Genomic DNA, 18,515 nt, shown 5'->3' on the forward strand with positions numbered 1-18,515 from the left:
TGTTTCACAGCGGGCGCCTCAACGGTAAACAGTGAGCGCCATCGCGCCAAAGATGCAGCTGAACAGGCACAGACGCAGCAGCGCCGGATGCCAGAAAAAACGGTACAGGTCCAGGCCGGACATGAAGCGGTCCAGCGCCCAGGCGATAACCATCGCGACCAGAAACATGACGGTCACGGTCGGCATGTAAACGCCATGGAAAGCCATTTCACGTGGCATGCGGGATTCCTTGTGACAGTGCCGCCGGGGCTTGCGCTGGAGCGTAGGTCGCCAGTGGCGATTGCGGGTCGAGCAGGCAGGTACGGATGAAGTGCAGGTAGCTTTTCACACGCCGCAATGCCGAGGTATCGAAGTGCGGGGCAAACGGCTCATCGGTGTTCTGTACGCAGAAAATCGCATGGTCCACCGCGTACAGGCTGCGCGCCAGGTTGTGACGATCCGGCTGAATGAACAGGCGCACCAGCGAGCGCCCCATGGCCCGTATCGCCTGGCGCCAGGGCTGCGACTCGGCATAGCTCGGATGCACGGGAAGAACGTCCTGCTCGCGGCGCAATTCGATGATGGCGTGGCCGACTTCCAGTACCACGAACATCCAGCGCAGCAGATTGCGTTGCACCACCGGTTGACCCGCTGCAAGTCCATAAGCCTGATGCATCAGGTCGCGGGTGCGGCTTTCAAAATTCGAGCGAATGCCTTTGAGCGGCGCACCGATCGCGAAACTGACCTGCTGCCGCAAGTCCCCTTCCAGACGCCTCCACAGCCAGCGACTGTTGGGCGGCAGAATGATCGCCCCCGCCGCCGCGCACAGCAGCATGCCAATGACCATGGCGATGTAGTCGTTGATGAAGGTGTACGGGTTGTAGACCGTGAGGTTGTCGGGTGCTGAGCCGATGCTGAAGAAAATAAGCAGGCCCAGTCCATAACCTACCCACTGCGGGCGTGTCGTCAGAAACGCACCCAAGGCGAACACAGGGGCCAGCACCACGCACAGGAGCGGGAAACCGTCGATCTGCGGGAACACGAAGAACGTTTCGAAGAAGCCAAGTACCGCGCCGAGGGCCGTGCCGCAAGCCATCTGAAAAGACATGCGGCGCGGGTTCGGCGTGGTGGCCGAGAGCGCGACGGTTGCAGCCGACACCAGGGTCATCGTGGCGCCGCTGGGCCATGCGGTGGCGACCCAATAGGCCGACATCACGCCGAGAATCACCGTGGCGCGCAGACCCGAGGCCAGCGACAGCATCCAGTTGGTGGTGTTGACGAAGGGTTCGACCCATTTTTCTCGCGCATGACTGTGATCAGCCAATGATGCGTGGGTCTGCGCGTAATCGTGCATGTCGTCGACAAAGCGATAGAGCAGTTCGTAGGCGGTGTGGAAATCCAGTAACTCGTCATCACTGGGTTCGGTCTTGATGAACTCGGCACGCAAGCTGCGCACGCACTCCGGCAGTTCGGCCTTGTACACGCTCAAGCGGCTGGCCAACAACGCAGCATCAGCGTTCGTCAGAGCACGGCCAGCGAAGTGATCGAGCAACCCGGCCAGGGCCTGAAGGCCGGGTTCGATCGCCTGAACGGCGTGCGTAACGCCGCGACTGCGAAGCCGCTCCAGCAATTGGTGCAAGGCATTGAAGCGCGTGGTGATGGTCATGAATTCGCTGTTGAGGCGGTTCAGGCGACCATTGCGACGACGCATGTGCGGATCTTCGAACACGGTTACGGCGCGCAAGCCTTCCAGCCCGACCGCATCAGCGATGAAACGCACGTTGCTGGCTTCGAACGCGGCCGGATTAGTCTCCCCACGCAGGCCGTTGATCACGAACTGCGCAAACACCCCAAAGCGCTGATACAAGGCGTTGCGCATGGCTGCGCCCGAGCTTTGAGGCAGGATGGCGGCGGTGACCAATGTCGAACAGACGATACCGAGCGAGATTTCAAGCACTCGCCACATCGCAGCCAGAAACGACGTTTCCGGGTGAGCCAGGGCAGGCAGGCCAGTCATCGCAGCGGTGTACCCGGCGAGCACGAAACCGTAGGCGCGGAAATTGCGATAACGCGCCGCGCCGGCACAGCAAATGCCTACCCAGATCGCCAGACTGCCGAGAAACAGTTCGCTGTTCTGTGCGAACAGGGCCATCAGCGTGACCATCACCACCGAGCCGGCCAGCGTACCGAGCAAGCGATAGAAACTCTTGGCGAACACATGCCCGCTCTGCGGCTGCATGACGATGAACACGGTGATCATTGCCGTGCGCGGCTGCGGCAGTTCCAGTCGCATTGCCACCCAGTAGGTCAGGAATGCGGCGATCAACACCTTGAAGATGTAGATCCAGGTCACCCCATCGCTGCGCGCCCAGCCATTGAACTCGCGGCGCCACTCCAGGGATTTGAACCAGTGCAGGGCTGTGTTCATTTGCTGTCGAACACTGCAAGGGAGGCCGGGGTCTTCGGCGCGGCGGTCTTGTCGGCCGCAGGCGAATCGTTACCCGCCATCAGGCCACCGCCCAACGCGACCACCAACTCGGCATGCACGGTCAGTCGCGCTGCCTGAACCTGCTGCTGAACCTGCTGCTGATGGAACAACAGGGTTTGTGCGTTCAGCACGTTGAGGTAGTCGGTCAGGCCGCGTTGAAAGGCGATCATCGCGATGTCGTAGGTTTTCTGCGCAGCGGCCACCGATTGATCGGCGAATACCTGCTGCTTGTTCATCGATTCACGACGAATCAACTGATCGGAAATGCTCTTGAGTGCGGTCACCAAAGTCTGGTTGTACTGCGCTACGGCGGCGTCGTAACCCGCGGAAGCCACGCCCAGTTCCGAGCGCAGCCGACCGCCGTCGAAAATCGGCAGACTGATCGCCGGACCCACGCTGTAGTTGAATTTCTTGCCGGTGAGGAATTCCAGCATGCCGCCACCGGTCGCCATGTAGCCCAGGCTGCCCATCAAATCGACGTTGGGATAGAAACCGGCGTGCGCGACATCGATGCCACGGGCCTGCGCGGCCACGCGCCAGCGACTGGCGACCACGTCGGGGCGTTGACCGAGCAATTGAGCCGGCAACGCCGACGGCAGCTTCAAGGCATTGTTCAGCGACAGCGTCGGACGCTTGAGGCTGGCGCCCTCACCCGGCCCTTTGCCTGCCAACGCGGCAATCTGGTTGCGGCTCAGGGCAATGGCTTCGTCGAGGGCATCGATCTGACGATGGGATTCGGGCAGCGGGGTTTCGGCCTGGCTGACTTCGAAATGAGTGCCGATGCCGCCTTTCAGGCGGCGCTGGGCGAGATCGAGAATTTGCTGTTGCTGGGCCAACGTCGCTTCGGCGATATCGCGTTGCGCATAGTTCAATGACAACTGGATGTAGGCGCGGACGATGTTGTCCTGCAATTCCAGCTGCGCCTGACGCTCTTGGGCAGCGCTCATGTGCGCCATGTCCAGCGCCTGTTCGGTGTTGTTGCTTTCACGACCCCACAGGTCCAGGGAATAGCTCAGGCCCATGGAGGCGTTGTTGTCCCAGGTGCTGGTGTTTGACAGCTCGCCCGGACCGTAGAACTGATCGGTCGGCCAGTTGTGGCGTTTGAGGGTGCTGTCACCGGTGATTTGTACCGATTCAGCCGACTCGGCGATGCCGGCCATGGCCTTGGCCTGACGCACGCGGGCGGCGGCGATGGCCAGACTCGGGCTGCCCAGCGCGGCAAGTTCGATCCAGTGATTGAGTTGGTCGTCGCCATAGGCGCGCCACCATTGGCCGTCTGGCCAGTGGGCGTCTTCGGCCGCTTCTTTGATGGCGTCGTCGGTCGCCAGGCTCTCTGGGGACAAAGACGTGCCTTGAGGCGCTATGCCGCCCGTTCCGATGCAGCCGCTGATGAGTAACGTTAAAGCCCAGACACTGAGGGGCTTGAGCCCTCTGACGATGCTACGCGACACAGCTGCGATTACCTGAATGAGGAGGAAATGGAACGAGCCGCGATTCTAGGATGCGCCTGATACGGCGATAAGCCGGGACTTCTGTGAATCTTTGTTACAGAACGGAAGATAATGCTTTGGTATGGCTGACATGGATCAGTAACTTCATGTCACAATTTGCTATCTCACCAGAGAACGGCCAATGGACACTCTGCAAAACATGCGCGCCTTCAGTTGCGTCGCACAAGCGGGCAGCTTCACCGCTGCCGCGGCTCAGCTGGACACCACCACCGCCAACGTTTCGCGCGCCGTCTCCAATCTGGAAGCGCATCTGCAAACCCGTCTCCTCAATCGCACGACCCGCCGCATTGCCCTGACCGAGGCCGGCAAGCGCTACCTGCTGCGCTGCGAGCAGATCCTGGGTTATGTCGAAGAAGCCGAAGCCGAGGCCAGCGATGCCCATGCGCGTCCGGCCGGTCAGTTGAAAGTGCATTCGATGACGGGCGTCGGCCAGCATTATGTGATCGATGCCATTGCCCGCTATCGTCGCAATCACCCGGACGTGTCGTTCGACCTGACCATGACCAACCGCGTGCCGGATCTGCTTGAAGAGGGTTACGACGTGTCCATCGTGCTGGCCAGCGAACTGCCGGATTCGGGGTTCGTTTCGCAGCGTCTGGGGATCACCTACAGCATCGTCTGTGCCTCGCCCGCCTACATCAAGGCATTCGGCATGGCCTACAAACCGGCAGACCTGCTCAATCATGCGTGTCTGCGCCTGGTCAGCCCGGTGTTTCCGCTGGAAAAATGGGCATTTGACGGCCCTGAAGGCCAGGAAACCGTGACCATCGCCAGCTCGCCGTTCCTAGTGAACTCGGCCGACGCGATGAAAGCGGCGATCAGCAGCGGGATGGGCATCGGGATTCTGCCGATCTATTCGGCCATCGAAGGTTTGCGCAACGGGTCGCTTGTCCGCGTGCTGCCGCAATATCGCTCTCACGAGCTGAACCTGTACGCGATCTACCCCTCGCGCCAGTATCTGGATGCCAAGATCAAGACCTGGGTCGAATACCTGCGCGGCTCGCTGCCGGAGATCATGGCAGCGCATGAAGCGGATTTGCAGACTCACGTGTTGCCGGAGACGGTCTAGAAATAAGCGCCGCGCACTTGTAGGAGCGCGCTTGCCCGCGATTGCGCTGGATCAGATGCGTCAATGGTGACTGCACACAGTTTTCGCGGGCAAGCGCGCTCCTACAGAAACGGGTCTCCCGCTGCCGCCTCGCCAATCAAACAACAAGAATGTTAGCGTGCTACGCACTTCCCATTTGAACCGCCCGAGAGAAGCTATCCGATGAAAAAGACCGTCCTTGCCTTCAGCCGCGTGTCCCCGGAAATGGCCGAGCGCCTGCAGCAAGACTTCAACGTGATCATTCCGGACCCGAAAAAGGGTGATCTGAACGAGCAGTTCAACGAAGCCCTGCCTCACAGCCACGGCATGATCGGTGCCGGTCGCAAACTGGGTCGCGAGCAGCTGGACAGCGCCAAACTGCTGGAAGTGGTGTCAAGCATCTCGGTCGGTTACGACAACTACGACGTTTCCTACCTCACCGAACGCGGGATCATGCTGACCAACACCCCGGACGTGCTGACCGAAAGCACCGCCGACCTGGGGTTCTCATTGATCATGAGCAGCGCCCGTCGTGTCGCCGAGCTGGATGCCTACACCAAGGCCGGCAACTGGAAGCGCAGCATTGAAGCGCCGCATTTCGGCACCGACGTGTACGGCAAGACGCTGGGCATCGTCGGTATGGGCAACATCGGCGCGGCGGTGGCCCGTCGTGGTCGTCTGGGCTTCAACATGCCGATTCTGTACAGCGGCAACAGCCGCAAGACCGCCATCGAGCAGGAACTGGGCGCGCAATTCCGCACGCTGGATCAACTGTTGGCCGAGTCGGATTTCGTCTGCCTGGTCGTGCCGCTCAGCGAGAAGACCAAGCACCTGATCAGCACCCGCGAACTGGGGCTTATGAAGAAGAGCGCGATTCTGGTGAACATCGCTCGCGGTCCGATCGTCGATGAACCGGCATTGATCGAAGCGTTGCAAAACGGCACCATCCGCGGTGCAGGTCTGGACGTGTACGAGAAAGAGCCGCTGCCTGAGTCGCCGCTGTTCAAGCTGAGCAACGCCGTCACTTTGCCGCACATCGGTTCGGCGACCCACGAAACCCGTCAGGCGATGGCTGATCGCGCCTACGACAACCTGCGTGCTGCGCTGCTGGGTGAGAAGCCCCAGGATCTGGTGAATCAGCAGGTGTGGAAGGGCTGAAGATTTTCAGCGTCTGACAACCCGAACCGCCGGCAAGCCGTGCTGCTACAGGTGATGATGATCGTTCCCACGGTCCCCGTGGGAATGCCGCCCGGGACGCTCTGCGCCCAGCTGCGGTCAGGCTGACGCGGAGCGTCAGTGCATGCATGCCCACACAGAGCGTAGGCACGATCATCAACGCTTTAAGCCAGCTTCGCCGCCACCGGCACTACCGCCTTCGGCTTTCTGAATACCAGCACATTCCCCGCCATCACCAGCACCAGCCCCATCAGCGCGGGTGCGGTCCACTGATAGCCTTCTGCGAACGCCGACACGTTCAGCGCCACCACCGGGAACAATACGGTGCAATACGCGGCGCGCTCCGGGCCCATGCGCCCGACCAGCGTCAGGTAAGCGGTGAAGCCGATCACCGAACCCGGAATTACCAGATACAGCAACGAGCCGATGTAGCGCGTATTCCACTCGAAGCCGAACGGCGTGCCACTGACCAGGCAGTAGACGCAAAGCATCGCTGCGCCATACAGCATCCCGTAGGCGTTGGTGGTCAGCGGCCGCAACCCGGCTTTCTGTTGCAGGCTGGAGAGCATGTTGCCCGCCGAGAAGCAAAGCGTGCCGAGCAATGCCAACCCGAGGCCGATCAGCGTTTCGTGGCTCGCGCTGTGCCCGGACAGTTCTGGCCAGAACAGGCAGGCGAGCCCGACCAGACCCAAAGCTCCCCCGGCCAGCACATTGCGTGCGATTTTCTGCTTGAAGAACACCCGAGCATTGAGCGCGTTCCATAATGTCGAGGTCGAAAACACCACCGCAACCAAGCCGCTGGGAATCCATTGACTGGCGTGCAGGAAGCACATGAAGTTGACGCAGAACAGGCACAAGCCCTGCGCCAGACAGATCAATTGCCCGCGACGATTGACCTTCTGCAGCTTGCCGCTGATCAACAGCATGGCGAACAGAATCAAGGCTGCCAGGCCGAACCGGTAAACGATGGATACCGGAATCGCCACCTCGCCCAGCTGCAATTTCAGGGCGATCCAGGTGGTGCCCCAGATCAGGACGGTCAGCAGATACAGCGAGATGTTCATGTCAGGCTCCTCATTGAAGCCTCAGTCTGAGCATCGTTGACCGCCGTCACTTGCAAAAACTTGCGCATTTGATCGGTGGCCCGATGGCAGCACAGCGTCTACCGAGTAGGATGCGAGGCACAGAATCCGAACACGCACAGCCCCTGTAGCAGTCCGGCTTGCCGACGGTGACGTCTGCAAGACCGCTGCCGTCGGCAAGCCGTGCTGCTACAGAACCAATGATCGTTGTTTCACGAGAACCGAAATGTCGTCACTGGACACCCTCCAAGTCTTCCAGTCGCTGAACAGCTCGCCCCACGCGCAGCTGGAGCAGAGTGCATCCCTTGGGGACGGTGTGGTCGCGGCGTTGTGGAACAACCGACACGACTCGCAGGACTATCACGGCCCGAGCCATCACACGCTGTCCTGCTACATTTCGGGCGGCACCGGAACCTATCGTCGCGATCAGCCCGAAAAAAAAGGCGCGCCGGACAAGCTTTGCGTGCTGCCTGCCGGGCATCAGTCGTCATGGGTGATCAATGGCGACATCCGCCTTGCGCATCTCTACATCAGCCCGGAACAGTTTGCCCTGAACTGCGTCACCCTCCTCGACCGCGAGCCCCGGGAAATGATGCTGCGGGAAAACACCTTCATTGATGACCCGCTGCAAGCCGAGCGCTTTCACCGACTGATTCGCATGAACTGGAGCGAGCCCGGCGAACGTCTGCTGACCAGCAGCCTGGCCCATGAGCTGCTCGATCACATGATCCTGAGCCAGGTCGGGCAGCGTGATGGCCTGCGCTTGAAGGGTGGACTGGCGCCGCATTTGCGTCGGCAACTGGTCGAGTTCATCGAGCAGAATCTGGCCGAGCCGTTGAGCCTGGGCCAATTGGCGGGGATGTGTGCGTTGTCTGAATACCATTTCGCACGCATGTTCCGGGAAAGCTTTGGCCTGCCGCCCCATCAATACCTGCTGGCGCGGCGCATCAACCGAGCGCGGAATTTGCTGCGTCGCACCCGCATGCCGTTCGGCGACATCGCGCTGGAATGCGGATTTACCAGCGCCAGCCATTTCAGCAATCGCTTCAAACAGGCGACCGGCGCGACGGCTGGGGCGTATCGGTTGGTGTTTCAGTCTTGACTGACTCAACGCAGCCGGCTTCTGACTCTGCCCGGAGGGCGTGGGAGCCTGGCTTGCCAGCGATCTGCCGCGCAGCGGTAGCACAAACTCTGCACTCGTTTTTTCAGATACAGCTCAAATGAATGATTCGCTATCGCCGCGCGATAGATCGCTGGCAAGCCAAGCTCCCACGGCCTTCGGCCAGAAGCAAAAAAGCGTCGGCAGACTCTCAAAACTCCAGCGTCGTCGCCACGATCACCTGCCGCGAATCACCCATCGACACGAAGTAGCGGCTCACCGCCGAGCTGTAGTAAGTACGGTCGAACAGGTTTTTCACGTTGAGCTGGACCTTCACTTTCCGACCATCCAGCTTTGTCTCGTAGGTAGCGAACGCGTCAGCGACGGTGTAGCCGGGCAGGTCGAAATCATTATCCGGATTACCTGCCCGCTCGCCGACGTAGTGCGCGCCCGCCCCAGCCCGCAGCCGGTCCGAGCCCATTACCGCGCCGAAGTCATACACCGCGGACAACGAGCCGCTGTGTTTCGGCACGTTCTGCAGCCGATGGCCCTTGAGCGTCGGATCTTCCACCACCCATGCATCGGTGAACGCATAGCCACCGATCAGGCTCCAGCGCTCCGACAACTGCCCGCTCAGGTCCAGCTCGACACCCCGCGACCGCACTTCCCCTGCCGTGGTGTAGACCGTATTGGCCGTCAGCGAATCGAAATTGGCGACCAGCACGTTGCGTTTTTTTATGTCGAACATCGCCACGGTGCCGCTGACGCCTTCATCCACATCCCATTTCGCCCCAAGCTCCCAGGCTTTCGACTCTTCAGGCAAGGTCCCCGAATCCAGCACCGAGCCACCTGCCAGCGCCGCGATGCTGGAGTTGGGTTTGAAGGATTCGGTGTAGCTGCCATAGAACGACAGCTCATCGGTATAGCGGTAAACCAGCCCCGCGCGAGGAATCCATTTCTGACCGTTCAGGTCGGTGTTGCGGGTGTAAGGGATGCCTTTTCCCGCCTGCTGATCGAACAACTGATAGCGCGCACCGGCGACGAAAATCCAGTGATCGGTCAGGTGTACCGAATCCTGAAAGAACAGCGAATCGGTGCGCAGGATGTCCAGCTGCTGGCTGTCGGGCGCACTGACCTGCGTACCTTCGACTTCCTGGCCGTAGACCGGGTCGACGTAACTGAACGTGGTACGACTCTTTTGTCGGATCAACTCGCCGCGATAGATCTTGCGGTATTCGTCATCGAAACCGAACAGCAGGTCATGCTGCATCGCGGCGGCGTCGACGCTTGCGCTGAGGGTCAGGGTAGTGAACCGGTCGGTGCTCAGCGCATTGCCGGTGCCGTCCATGGAGCGCGTCAGCGTGCCGTTGACCGGATTTACCGCAGTGATACGCACCTGGCTGGCGTCATAGGTTTCACGGTTATAGCTGTAGCCCAGATGGCCTTTCCAGTCGTCATCGAATTGATGATCGGCCTCGAAGCGATACAGGTCCGAGCGCCCCTCCATGTTGTTGAACGGCTCGTCCAGCCGACGAGTCGCGGGAATGTTCAGAGGCCGATTGGTGCGCGGATCGACGGCCGTTCCGCGATCGAATGGCGAGAGAAATTCGCGATGCTCGTAGGCCGCCAGCCATTGTGTGTCGTTGCCATTCCAGGCCAGTGAGGGCGCCACGAGCGTTTCGCGATGCACTCCATAATTGCGCCAGTAATCTTCGTCTTCGTGGTCGAGCACCAGACGATACGCGAGCTTCGAATCGCCCAACGCTGCGGTGCTGTCCAGCGTCCCTCCACTGCCGTTCTTGCCTGATCCGTAACTTGACCCTCGGGCGGTCAGCGCATGCCAGGACTGCAACTCGGGGCGCTTGCTGACAACGTTAATCACGCCGCCCGGATCCTGAATGCCGTAGAGCACCGAAGCCGGCCCCTTGAGCACTTCGATCCGCTCTGCGCTGGCGTTGAGGCTGCGCCCCTGCACCACCGGCATGCCGTCGCGCATGATCGAGCCGTCGCGGTTGTCCCCAAAACCGCGCTTCATCAACGTGTCCTGCGTGCTGCCCAGCGTATTGCCCTGGGTCACGCCACTGACATTGCTCAAGGCATCGTCGAGGTTTCGCGGTGCTTGATCGCGCAGCACCTGGGCTGGAACGACACTGACCGCTTGCGGGTTTTCCCGGCGCGGCGTAGCGCTGCGCATCACCGACGTGACGTCGGGCGGCTGGTAGCTTTCCAGGGTGTGGCGCTGCGAATCGATCTGAGTGAGGCCCAGGGTAATACCACCGTTGTGCGGGGTGGGCTCGAGAGTGAAAGTGTTTTGGGTTGCGCGTCGAAAGCCGAGGCCGGATGCCCCTAGCAACCTTTTCAATGCCTGCTCGGCAGTGAGCGAGCCGGTAACCGCAGGCGCTTGTAAGCTGTATGGCGCGTCCTGGGTGTAAATCACGCTCTGGCCGGTGACGCGACTGAAATCAGTGAGCGCCTGCGGCAAGGGTTTGGCGGGAATCGAAAAGTCGTAGGCAGGCTCTGCCGCCAGAGCGTGAGCGCTCCAGACGGTTAGCATGGAAATGCCGAGCCAGACTTTCACCTGAACCAAACCTCGTAAAATCTCAAACCCGGAAAATCGTGGGAACAGCATGCAGGCGAACGCCCTGTCGCAGAACGGCATACCGGCGGTATGCGATTTCAAAGGCGCCACCGCTGGCAAGCCGTACTGCTACAAACGTTGCTTGGATTGGCATTCGTCGAACCCTCAACGGATCACAATCACCCGCCCCAACGCTTGGTACTGCTCGAATCCCACCACCGATTTCAACGCCGCCAACACCGCCTGTGGATCTTTGCTGGGGAAGCTGCCGCTGACACGCTTTGCGGCCAGTTGGTCGTTGAGTACGACGATGCGCCCCGGGTAGTAGCGACTCAGGTCACTGATCACATCGGCCAGCGGGGTGCGGTAGTAGTTGAGCCAGCCTTGGCGCCAGGCCAGCTGGTTTTCGCTGTCGACCGTTGCAGGGGCCGTGGTGCGGGTCTGGTCATAACTGACCCGCTGCCCCGCCGTAAGAATCTGCTGGGGTAAATCGGCGGCTGCTTTGACGCCAACACGCCCCGACAGCACCGTGACTTGCGCCCCGCTCGGCTGCAGACGAACTTCGAACTGGGTGCCGAGCACACGCGTTTCACCACGCCCACCGTCGACCACGAACGGCTCGCCGGTGTGACTGACCTGAAAAAACGCCGCACCGCGACGTAGCTGGACATGGCGCTCACCGTCGGCAAAACGCACAGCGATGGCGCTGTCGGCGTCCAGCGTCACTTGCGATTGATCGGCCAGCGTCACGGTTCGCACCTGCCCCGACGCGGACACGTAATCGGCACCGAAATCATCGACCCAGCGCTGCGGTTGCCAACCCAGGCCGACGCCGATCATCAGAACCAGACAGGCCGCCATCGCCAGCGCAGCACTCCAGCGTGGCAGCGCACGGCGCTTCGTGGAAAACGCAGCCGGTGCATCCATTGCCTTAAGTAAGGCGTCGAGCGCGGTTGCATCCTCTTGAGCCAGTCTCGCGGCGGGCTCTTCGCTCAACTCCCACATGACCTGGGCCTGTGCGTAAGCCTCGGCGTGCGCGGGATCGGCCTGCAGCCAACGACTGAAACGTGCCTGATCGGCAATACTCGGCCGATCATGCAGCACACTCAGCCAGCTCAGGGCGGCATCGCGTTGTTGTGGGGTAATCATCACGGTGAAGTCCGAAGGCGCTTTCATCGACGAGCGTCCTCGAACTTCGCACGAAGGGGACTGACCCGCGCGGCGTCCTGGTCGAGGCTCGCCTTGCAGGCTTGCAAGGCGCGCATCATATGTTTTTCCACAGCGCTTTGCGAAAGCTCCATGGCCTTGGCGATCTCGCCGTACTTTCGCCCGTGAATGCGATTGAGCAGGAAGATCTGCCGCGTTTTTTCCGGCAGGCCGCGCAACGCGGCCTCGATATGTCGCAGATCGTTGCTGGCCTCCAGCGCCGCTTGAGGCTCATCGCTGCGCAACTCCCGCTCGTCCGGCATCAACCCTTCGTTGAGTCGCGCGCGTGTGCCTTCGTTGCGCAGATGATCGATGGCGATATTGCCTGCGCAACGCAGCAGGTAGGTGTTGAGTTCTTCGACCTGCAGCAACGGGCGCCGCCAGAACCTGACGAACAGGTCCTGAACCAGATCCGCAGCCGTCGCACGACAGCCAACGCGACGGCTGACCAACGCTTCCATCTGGGACCGCTGCGACAGAAACACCTTCAGAAAATGGGCGCGCGCCGCCTTGGGTGCGTCCTGATCATCATCGGCAGGGGTCACATTTTGCGTCGGCGGGGTGAGGTCGATCATGGGCAGGCTCGGGCCAATGGTTGAAGGCGTTACCGCGAGCCGCTGAACAGAGCGCTCGATCGAACACGCACTCGAATGAACGCGCAGGCGCTCTGGCGGCTCGTGGAGTGAATGGACATTGAGGGGATTCCTGAAATCAATCAGGCGCAACAACGTTGATCGCAGCGTCTGTACAAAAGAGCGCAATATTAATGATAAATATTCTCATATGCAAAAGAGTCTGACAGAATCCCCCGTAATCACTGGCTCTTTCCGGATTGCAGCAGCAGATGTCCACAGCCCCTTGCGCTCTGAATCACACCGTCGAAGGCCTCTACAACGCCCATCACAACTGGCTGACGGGATGGTTGCGCCGGCGTCTGGGGTGTCCTCACAACGCAGCGGATCTGGCTCAGGACACCTTTATCAAAGTCATGCTGGCCAGAGAAACGCCGCAATTGCTGGAGCCTCGCGCCTTTCTGACGACCATCGCCAAGCGGGTGCTGTGCAACCATTACCGCCGCCAGGAACTGGAGCGTGCGTACTGTCTGGCGCTGGCTGAACTGCCGCAAGCCTTGGCGCCCTCCGAAGAAGAGCGGGCGATCATTCTGGAAACACTGCTGGAACTGGACCAATTGCTCGACGGGCTGCCCGTTCTGGTCAAGCGCGCATTCCTGTTGGCTCAGGTGGATGGGCTGACCCACAACGAGATCGCGACGCGCCTGAGCATTTCCGTCGCCACCGTCAAACGTCATCTGACCAAGGCGGCCATGCGCTGCTATTTCGCCCTGTGAACGCCCGGACCAACGGCCTCGGAGCGGACTCGCTGAACCGCCCGGACATCTCCCCTCAGGTCGCAGAGCAGGCCGTCAACTGGCTGATCGAAATGCAAGGCGGCGGCCTCGATTCCGCCCGTCAGCAGGCGTGGCAGTTGTGGCTGAACAGTCACAGCGACCATCAGCGAGCGTGGGCGCACATTCAACGCGTCAACCAACGGCTCAACGGCCTCTCCTCTCCTCTGGCCCATGCGGCGATCAACGCCCCCACTTCAAGCAGCCGTCGTCAGGCCCTTAAATTGCTGCTGTTGCTCGGTGCAGGATCCGTGGCCGCATGGGGTGTTCGCGACCGAATCGACTTGCCGCCCTTGCTGGCCGATTACCGCAGCCGCGTGGGCGAACGGCGCAAAGAAGCACTGGCTGACGGCAGTCAGTTGCAGATGAACACCGCGACGGCGCTGGATGTGCAGTACGACAGCCAGCAGCGACTGATCAAGCTGCTGGAAGGCGAAATCCTGATGACGGTCGCCGACGATCCACGTCCGCTCGCGCTGATGACGGCCGAGGGTAGCCTGCGTGCCATCGGCGGTGGCGCCCGCTTCAACCTGAGACAACTGGCCGGACGCACGCAACTGGCGGTATTCGCCGGTGCCGTCGAATTAAGCCCCTATGACCGGCATGGAGCGATGTTGATGGTCAAATCGGCGCAGCAAGTGACGTTCAGCCGCGACGCGTGGGACGCAGTGCGGCCAGTGGACAGCGCCAGTGGCGCCTGGGCAGACGGGATGCTCGTTGCCGCTCACATGCGCCTGGCCGATTTCCTTGCCGAGCTGAGCCGCTACCGTCGAGGGCGGCTGAACTGCGACCCGAAAGTGGCCGACCTGCTGATTTCCGGGAGTTACCCGCTCAATGACAGCGAACGGATTCTGGACATGCTCGAAGTGTCGCTGCCGGTGAAAGTGCAGCGCTTCACTCGGTACTGGGTGACGGTGGAAAAACGCGTTTGACGCCCGTCGCCACCGCTCAATTCATGCCAACGACATTTTTTTGAAATCCGGTGAGCTGTTTTCACACCCTCGCGTGACAGACAGGAAAAGCCCTCTTTATTCGTCTTTCCAAAGGACTCCTGCATGTCATCCCGATCGACCGCTCTTTCCCCGCTGAGGCGCACGCTGCGCCAGGTTTTGTTTGGTGCCAGCCTCTCGATAAGCGCCGGTTCTCTGGCTTATGCCGACGGCGTTGCGGCGAAGGCGTACCACATTGCACCGAGTGAACTCGAAACCGCGCTGAACCAGTTCGGACGTGAAGCCGGCGTGCTGATTTCCTATGGTTCAAGCGTGACCAGCGGTTTGAAAACCAAAGGGCTGGATGGCAACTTCACCACCGAGCAGGCTTTGGCCCGCTTGCTGGAAGGAACCGGGCTGCAGGCCAGGAGCGATGACCAGGGCGGCTTTACCTTGCAGCCTGCCAATGCCGGCTCGACCGGCGGCCCTATCGAGCTGGGCGCCTCGGCGGTGGTGGGTGACTGGCTCGGCGAAGCACAGCAGACCAACGTCTTTGAACATCCCGGGGCGCGGGATGTGGTTCGTCGCGATGAGTTCGAACGCGCCGGCGCCACCTCAGCGCGTGAAGTGCTCAACCGAATTCCGGGGGTCAACGCTCCGGAAAACAACGGCACCGGCAGCCACGACATGGCCCTGAACTTCGGCATTCGCGGCCTCAACCCACGCCTGGCTGCGCGCTCGACCGTGTTGATGGACGGTATCCCTGTCCCCTTCGCACCGTACGGTCAGCCGCAGTTGTCCTTCGCGCCGATCAGCATGGGCAACATGGATGCAGTGGACGTGGTGCGTGGCGGCGGCGCAGTGCGTTATGGCCCGCAGAACGTGGGCGGCATCGTCAACTTCGTCACCCGCGCCATTCCGGACGCGCCGACCGTCAAGGGCGGTGTCCTGACCGAAACCAGCCCGTCGTCCAGCCACGACGGCTTCAAGACCAGCGGCAACCTGCTTGCGGGCGGCACGGCCGATAACGGCCTGGGCGGCGCGATCCTGTACTCCGGCGTGCGCGGCGGCGACTGGCGCGAGCACAGCGATACCCAGATCGACGACCTGATCCTGAAGGGCAAATACCAGATTGATGAAGCCAACAGCCTCAATGCCGAAGCCCAGTATTACGAGGGCGAAGCCGATATGCCTGGCGGCCTGAACGTGGCCGACTACGACGCAGACCCTTATCAATCGACGCGCTTGAAGGATAAATTCTGGGGCCGTCGCACGATGTTCAACTTCGGCTATCGCTATCAGGAAGACGCCCGGGAGTTCACGGTCAATAGCTTCTTCACCAAGACCCTGCGCAGTGGTTATCTCGACCAGGGGTCGTTCGTTTCCCTGTCGCCACGCGAATACTGGGTGCGTGGTCTGGAAACGCGTTTCTCCCAAGGCTTCGGGCTGGGGGACACCTGGCATGAAATCGGGGTCGGCTATCGATACATCAACGAAGCCGGCCATGAGCTGCGCTACCGCGAAAATACTTCGTTGAATCTGCTGCCCAGCACCGACAGTCGCAACGACCGCGACACCCGTGGCGCGACCCAAGCCCATGCGTTCTTCATCGACGACCGTATCGACATCGGCAAGTGGACCCTCACCCCCGGCATTCGTTACGAGATGATCGATTCTGCGCAGAACAACAACCTGACCCATGTCAAATATCAGGGTGATTACAACACCGCCCTGCCGGCGTTGAATGTCCTCTATCACCTGACTGACAGCTGGAACCTCTACGCCAATACCGAAGGATCGTTCGGTTCGGTGCAGTACAGCCAGATGCCCAATCGCGTTGCCGGTGGTGAAGTGAAACCCGAAAAGGCGCGCACATGGGAACTCGGCACACGTTATGACAATGGCAATCTGCGGGCGGAGATCGGCGCGTTTCTGATCAACTTCGACAACCAGTACGAGAGTAATCAGACCAACGATACGGTGATCGCCCGCGGCGAGACGCGCCATCAGGGGATCGAGACGAGCCTCAATTACGCGCTGGACGGTCTGAGCCCGTTGCTGACAGGTTTCGACGTCTACGCAACCTACGCCTATGTTGACGCGACTATCCGCGAAGATGGACCGAACAAGGGCAATCGTGTGCCGTTCTCGTCTAAACATAAGGGTACGCTGGGCTTCGCTTATACCGAGGGGCCCTGGAAGCTGAACCTGGACAGCTCGTATCAGAGCAGCCAGTTCGCCGACAACGCCAACACCTCCACCGAAAGCGCCGATGGCAGCACGGGGCGCATCCCTGGCTACATGCTGTTCAGCAGCCGCGCGGCTTACGATTTCGGCCCGCAAATGTCGGATCTCAGCGTCGCGGTAGGCGTGAAGAACATGCTCAATCACGAGTATTTCACCCGGTCCTACGACGACAACAACAAGGGCAAGTACGTGGGCGAGCCGCGCACGGTGTATGTGCAGACGTCAGTTTCGTTCTGATCCCTGACGCATGGATTTCGGCAGAAGCGGGATTACGGTGTGATTCGAGCTTTTGATTCTGGCCGAAGGCCGTGGAGCCGGCTTGCTGGCGAAAGCGGTTTGTCTGTCACGAAATGGGTGACTGACACTCCGCTTTTGCAGCGGCCTGGCTCGTACACATTTGCGCAGTCGCCTTCGACGATATTTCTGTTTAGAAATATTTCTCTGGTCCAGGGGTTGAATTGTTTCTTCATCGGCGCCAACACTGTGAGTGAGGGCAGACGAAAACTTCAGTGTCGTCGAGACTCTCCCGAGCAAGCCAAAGTAAGGGAAGAACTATGCAAATCCAGGTCAATAGCGATAACCACATCGAAAGCAGCATCCGACTGGAGGAGTGGGTACGAACCACCGTTGAAAGCACGCTCGAACGCTACGAAGAAGATCTCACCCGCGTTGAAGTGCATATCCGCGACGAGAACGGCGACAAACCCGGCCCGCACGACATCCGCTGCCAGATGGAAGCCCGGCCGAAAGGACACCAACCTATTTCCGTGACCCACAAGGCCGATTCGCTGGATCAGGCCGTGGACGGGGCCGCCGTGAAGCTCGATCACGCGCTGGAACACCTGTTCGGCAAACTGCGTAGTAAACGCGGCAACGTCACGACGCNTACAGGAAGAATTTCTGGAAAAAGACGACGCCCTGCACGGCTAAGGCAGTGCCACGAAGAAGCAAACCCTAACGGTTTGATTCAATCAAAATCAGATGAATGAGGGCGGGCCTGTGGAGACAGGCCCGCCCTTTTTTATTGCCATCGACGAATGCGCACACAAAACATGCAGGTCGAGCCTTATTGGTGCTTGCATACAATCAAAGCGGCATTTAGCTATTACAGAAGTATTCATTCAAAACGGTAAGCCGTTCACGTTTTAGTCGCTGAAAGGATTCACGGTCTCTCTAAAATCGCGTTTCGTCCAGCATGGCCCGAACCCTGCAAGTGTCACTTCGTCGAGCCTCCAACCTCTGCAATCCCGCCCTTCGTGGCTCGACGGGCAGCTGACTTCCACCCCGGACGCTGTTTAACGCCTACCGTTGATCAAGCGTCGAGAACTAAGAGGCAAACCCTCAGTCAACTCATGCAGATCGATAATCAGGTAATAGGCCATGGACAATCCTTTTCAACAGATCACCGATGCTTTTCACCCAGACTACCGGGTCAATTTGAGTATCCAGGGCCTCGACGGAACCATCATGCTGACGCTCTCTAACGAGTCAGGTGTGGTCGCTAAACGCTTGATCAGCCCCGAGCAACGTAATTCCCCCAAGCGGCTGCGTCGCTTGATCGAGAGCGTGCAATTCGGCATCGCCATCGAACAGGGCCACAGCGCGATCAAAATCCTCGCTGCCATGACCGATGGCGACCTCAAGCAACTGGCACCACCACCGGCCAACACGCCGTTCCTCAACCGTCCCCAATTGAACGTAGGCATCTGACAGCATGATGCGAACCTG

15 protein-coding genes are annotated in these 18,515 nt (G+C 60.3%); 8 read left to right on the top strand and 7 right to left on the bottom strand.

Annotation, left to right across the window (positions count from 1 at the left end; all coding sequences use genetic code 11):
- Positions 1 to 18: 18 nt before the first annotated feature.
- The 3 genes from D3M70_RS30035 to D3M70_RS30045 are packed head-to-tail and all read right to left on the bottom strand — an operon-like array spanning position 19 to position 3,918.
- Positions 19 to 219 carry a DUF1656 domain-containing protein gene (locus tag D3M70_RS30035; protein ID WP_120129712.1) on the bottom strand — a complete coding sequence of 67 codons (201 nt, stop codon included), beginning with the start codon at positions 217 to 219 and terminating at the stop codon, positions 19 to 21.
- Positions 209 to 2,407, bottom strand: coding sequence for an FUSC family protein (locus D3M70_RS30040; protein ID WP_120129713.1), 2,199 nt, complete (start codon positions 2,405 to 2,407; stop codon positions 209 to 211). Before D3M70_RS30040 ends, D3M70_RS30035 begins: the two co-directional genes overlap by 11 nt.
- On the bottom strand, positions 2,404 to 3,918 hold the full coding sequence (locus D3M70_RS30045; protein WP_120129715.1) for an efflux transporter outer membrane subunit: 1,515 nt from the start codon (positions 3,916 to 3,918) through the stop codon (positions 2,404 to 2,406). Before D3M70_RS30045 ends, D3M70_RS30040 begins: the two co-directional genes overlap by 4 nt.
- 181 nt (positions 3,919 to 4,099) lie before the next feature.
- Here D3M70_RS30045 and D3M70_RS30050 point away from each other — a divergent pair, with 181 nt between their 5' ends.
- Together D3M70_RS30050 and D3M70_RS30055 are read left to right on the top strand one after the other, a co-directional pair.
- Positions 4,100 to 5,047: a LysR family transcriptional regulator gene (locus D3M70_RS30050; RefSeq protein ID WP_074753667.1), complete on the top strand. Its 948-nt coding sequence runs from the start codon at positions 4,100 to 4,102 to the stop codon at positions 5,045 to 5,047.
- 201 nt (positions 5,048 to 5,248) lie between these two features.
- On the top strand, positions 5,249 to 6,223 hold the full coding sequence (locus D3M70_RS30055) for a D-glycerate dehydrogenase (RefSeq protein ID WP_120129716.1): 975 nt from the start codon (positions 5,249 to 5,251) through the stop codon (positions 6,221 to 6,223).
- 182 nt (positions 6,224 to 6,405) lie between these two features.
- Here D3M70_RS30055 and D3M70_RS30060 read toward each other — a convergent pair whose 3' ends face one another.
- Positions 6,406 to 7,305, bottom strand: a complete 900-nt coding sequence (locus D3M70_RS30060; RefSeq protein WP_120129718.1) for a DMT family transporter — start codon at positions 7,303 to 7,305, stop codon at positions 6,406 to 6,408.
- A gap of 244 nt (positions 7,306 to 7,549) precedes the next feature.
- On the opposite strand from D3M70_RS30060, the gene D3M70_RS30065 reads away from it, so the two are divergent.
- On the top strand, positions 7,550 to 8,425 hold the full coding sequence (locus D3M70_RS30065) for a helix-turn-helix domain-containing protein (RefSeq protein WP_120129719.1): 876 nt from the start codon (positions 7,550 to 7,552) through the stop codon (positions 8,423 to 8,425).
- Between the two features lie 208 nt (positions 8,426 to 8,633).
- Here the strand turns inward: D3M70_RS30065 and D3M70_RS30070 are convergent, their stop codons facing one another.
- The 3 genes from D3M70_RS30070 to D3M70_RS30080 all read right to left on the bottom strand — a co-directional run bounded on the left by D3M70_RS30070 (position 8,634) and on the right by D3M70_RS30080 (position 12,781).
- Positions 8,634 to 10,976, bottom strand: coding sequence for a TonB-dependent receptor (locus D3M70_RS30070; RefSeq protein ID WP_256660045.1), 2,343 nt, complete (start codon positions 10,974 to 10,976; stop codon positions 8,634 to 8,636).
- A 189-nt stretch (positions 10,977 to 11,165) separates the two neighbouring features.
- The gene (locus D3M70_RS30075; RefSeq protein ID WP_120129721.1) at positions 11,166 to 12,176 is read right to left on the bottom strand and encodes a FecR family protein; all 1,011 of its coding nucleotides are present in this window, start codon (positions 12,174 to 12,176) and stop codon (positions 11,166 to 11,168) included.
- Positions 12,173 to 12,781 (bottom strand): RNA polymerase sigma factor, encoded by a 609-nt coding sequence (locus tag D3M70_RS30080; protein WP_120129722.1) that lies wholly within the window; start codon positions 12,779 to 12,781, stop codon positions 12,173 to 12,175. Before D3M70_RS30080 ends, D3M70_RS30075 begins: the two co-directional genes overlap by 4 nt.
- A 269-nt stretch (positions 12,782 to 13,050) precedes the next feature.
- On the opposite strand from D3M70_RS30080, the gene D3M70_RS30085 reads away from it, so the two are divergent.
- From D3M70_RS30085 to D3M70_RS30105, 5 genes are all read left to right on the top strand, one after another.
- Positions 13,051 to 13,554: a sigma-70 family RNA polymerase sigma factor gene (locus D3M70_RS30085; RefSeq protein ID WP_120129724.1), complete on the top strand. Its 504-nt coding sequence runs from the start codon at positions 13,051 to 13,053 to the stop codon at positions 13,552 to 13,554.
- Positions 13,551 to 14,543 (top strand): FecR domain-containing protein, encoded by a 993-nt coding sequence (locus D3M70_RS30090; RefSeq protein ID WP_256660038.1) that lies wholly within the window; start codon positions 13,551 to 13,553, stop codon positions 14,541 to 14,543. Before D3M70_RS30085 ends, D3M70_RS30090 begins: the two co-directional genes overlap by 4 nt.
- A 123-nt stretch (positions 14,544 to 14,666) precedes the next feature.
- Positions 14,667 to 17,024 (top strand): TonB-dependent Fe(3+) dicitrate receptor FecA, encoded by a 2,358-nt coding sequence (gene fecA, locus D3M70_RS30095; RefSeq protein ID WP_120129725.1) that lies wholly within the window; start codon positions 14,667 to 14,669, stop codon positions 17,022 to 17,024.
- A gap of 317 nt (positions 17,025 to 17,341) precedes the next feature.
- Positions 17,342 to 17,672: HPF/RaiA family ribosome-associated protein (locus tag D3M70_RS30100; RefSeq protein ID WP_133306543.1), on the top strand; the 331-nt coding region annotated here is incomplete at its 3' end.
- A 495-nt stretch (positions 17,673 to 18,167) separates the two neighbouring features.
- Positions 18,168 to 18,497: a DUF3509 domain-containing protein gene (locus D3M70_RS30105; RefSeq protein ID WP_120129727.1), complete on the top strand. Its 330-nt coding sequence runs from the start codon at positions 18,168 to 18,170 to the stop codon at positions 18,495 to 18,497.
- Positions 18,498 to 18,515: the final 18 nt, after the last annotated feature.

Origin of the sequence: Pseudomonas sp. LS-2, assembly GCF_003605735.1 — a bacterium.
Lineage (GTDB): Bacteria > Pseudomonadota > Gammaproteobacteria > Pseudomonadales > Pseudomonadaceae > Aquipseudomonas.

Excerpts from the sequence above, each read along its gene's own strand:
- fecA (WP_120129725.1), top strand. The coding sequence starts at position 14,667 with ATGTCATCCCGATCGACCGCTCTTTCCCCGCTGAGGCGCACGCTGCGC.
- D3M70_RS30070 (WP_256660045.1), bottom strand. The coding sequence starts at position 10,976 with ATGCTAACCGTCTGGAGCGCTCACGCTCTGGCGGCAGAGCCTGCCTAC.
- D3M70_RS30050 (WP_074753667.1), top strand. The coding sequence starts at position 4,100 with ATGGACACTCTGCAAAACATGCGCGCCTTCAGTTGCGTCGCACAAGCG.
- D3M70_RS30080 (WP_120129722.1), bottom strand. The coding sequence starts at position 12,781 with ATGATCGACCTCACCCCGCCGACGCAAAATGTGACCCCTGCCGATGAT.
- D3M70_RS30040 (WP_120129713.1), bottom strand. The coding sequence starts at position 2,407 with ATGAACACAGCCCTGCACTGGTTCAAATCCCTGGAGTGGCGCCGCGAG.
- D3M70_RS30085 (WP_120129724.1), top strand. The coding sequence starts at position 13,051 with ATGTCCACAGCCCCTTGCGCTCTGAATCACACCGTCGAAGGCCTCTAC.
- D3M70_RS30035 (WP_120129712.1), bottom strand. The coding sequence starts at position 219 with ATGCCACGTGAAATGGCTTTCCATGGCGTTTACATGCCGACCGTGACC.
- D3M70_RS30105 (WP_120129727.1), top strand. The coding sequence starts at position 18,168 with ATGGACAATCCTTTTCAACAGATCACCGATGCTTTTCACCCAGACTAC.
- D3M70_RS30075 (WP_120129721.1), bottom strand. The coding sequence starts at position 12,176 with ATGAAAGCGCCTTCGGACTTCACCGTGATGATTACCCCACAACAACGC.
- D3M70_RS30055 (WP_120129716.1), top strand. The coding sequence starts at position 5,249 with ATGAAAAAGACCGTCCTTGCCTTCAGCCGCGTGTCCCCGGAAATGGCC.
- D3M70_RS30065 (WP_120129719.1), top strand. The coding sequence starts at position 7,550 with ATGTCGTCACTGGACACCCTCCAAGTCTTCCAGTCGCTGAACAGCTCG.
- D3M70_RS30060 (WP_120129718.1), bottom strand. The coding sequence starts at position 7,305 with ATGAACATCTCGCTGTATCTGCTGACCGTCCTGATCTGGGGCACCACC.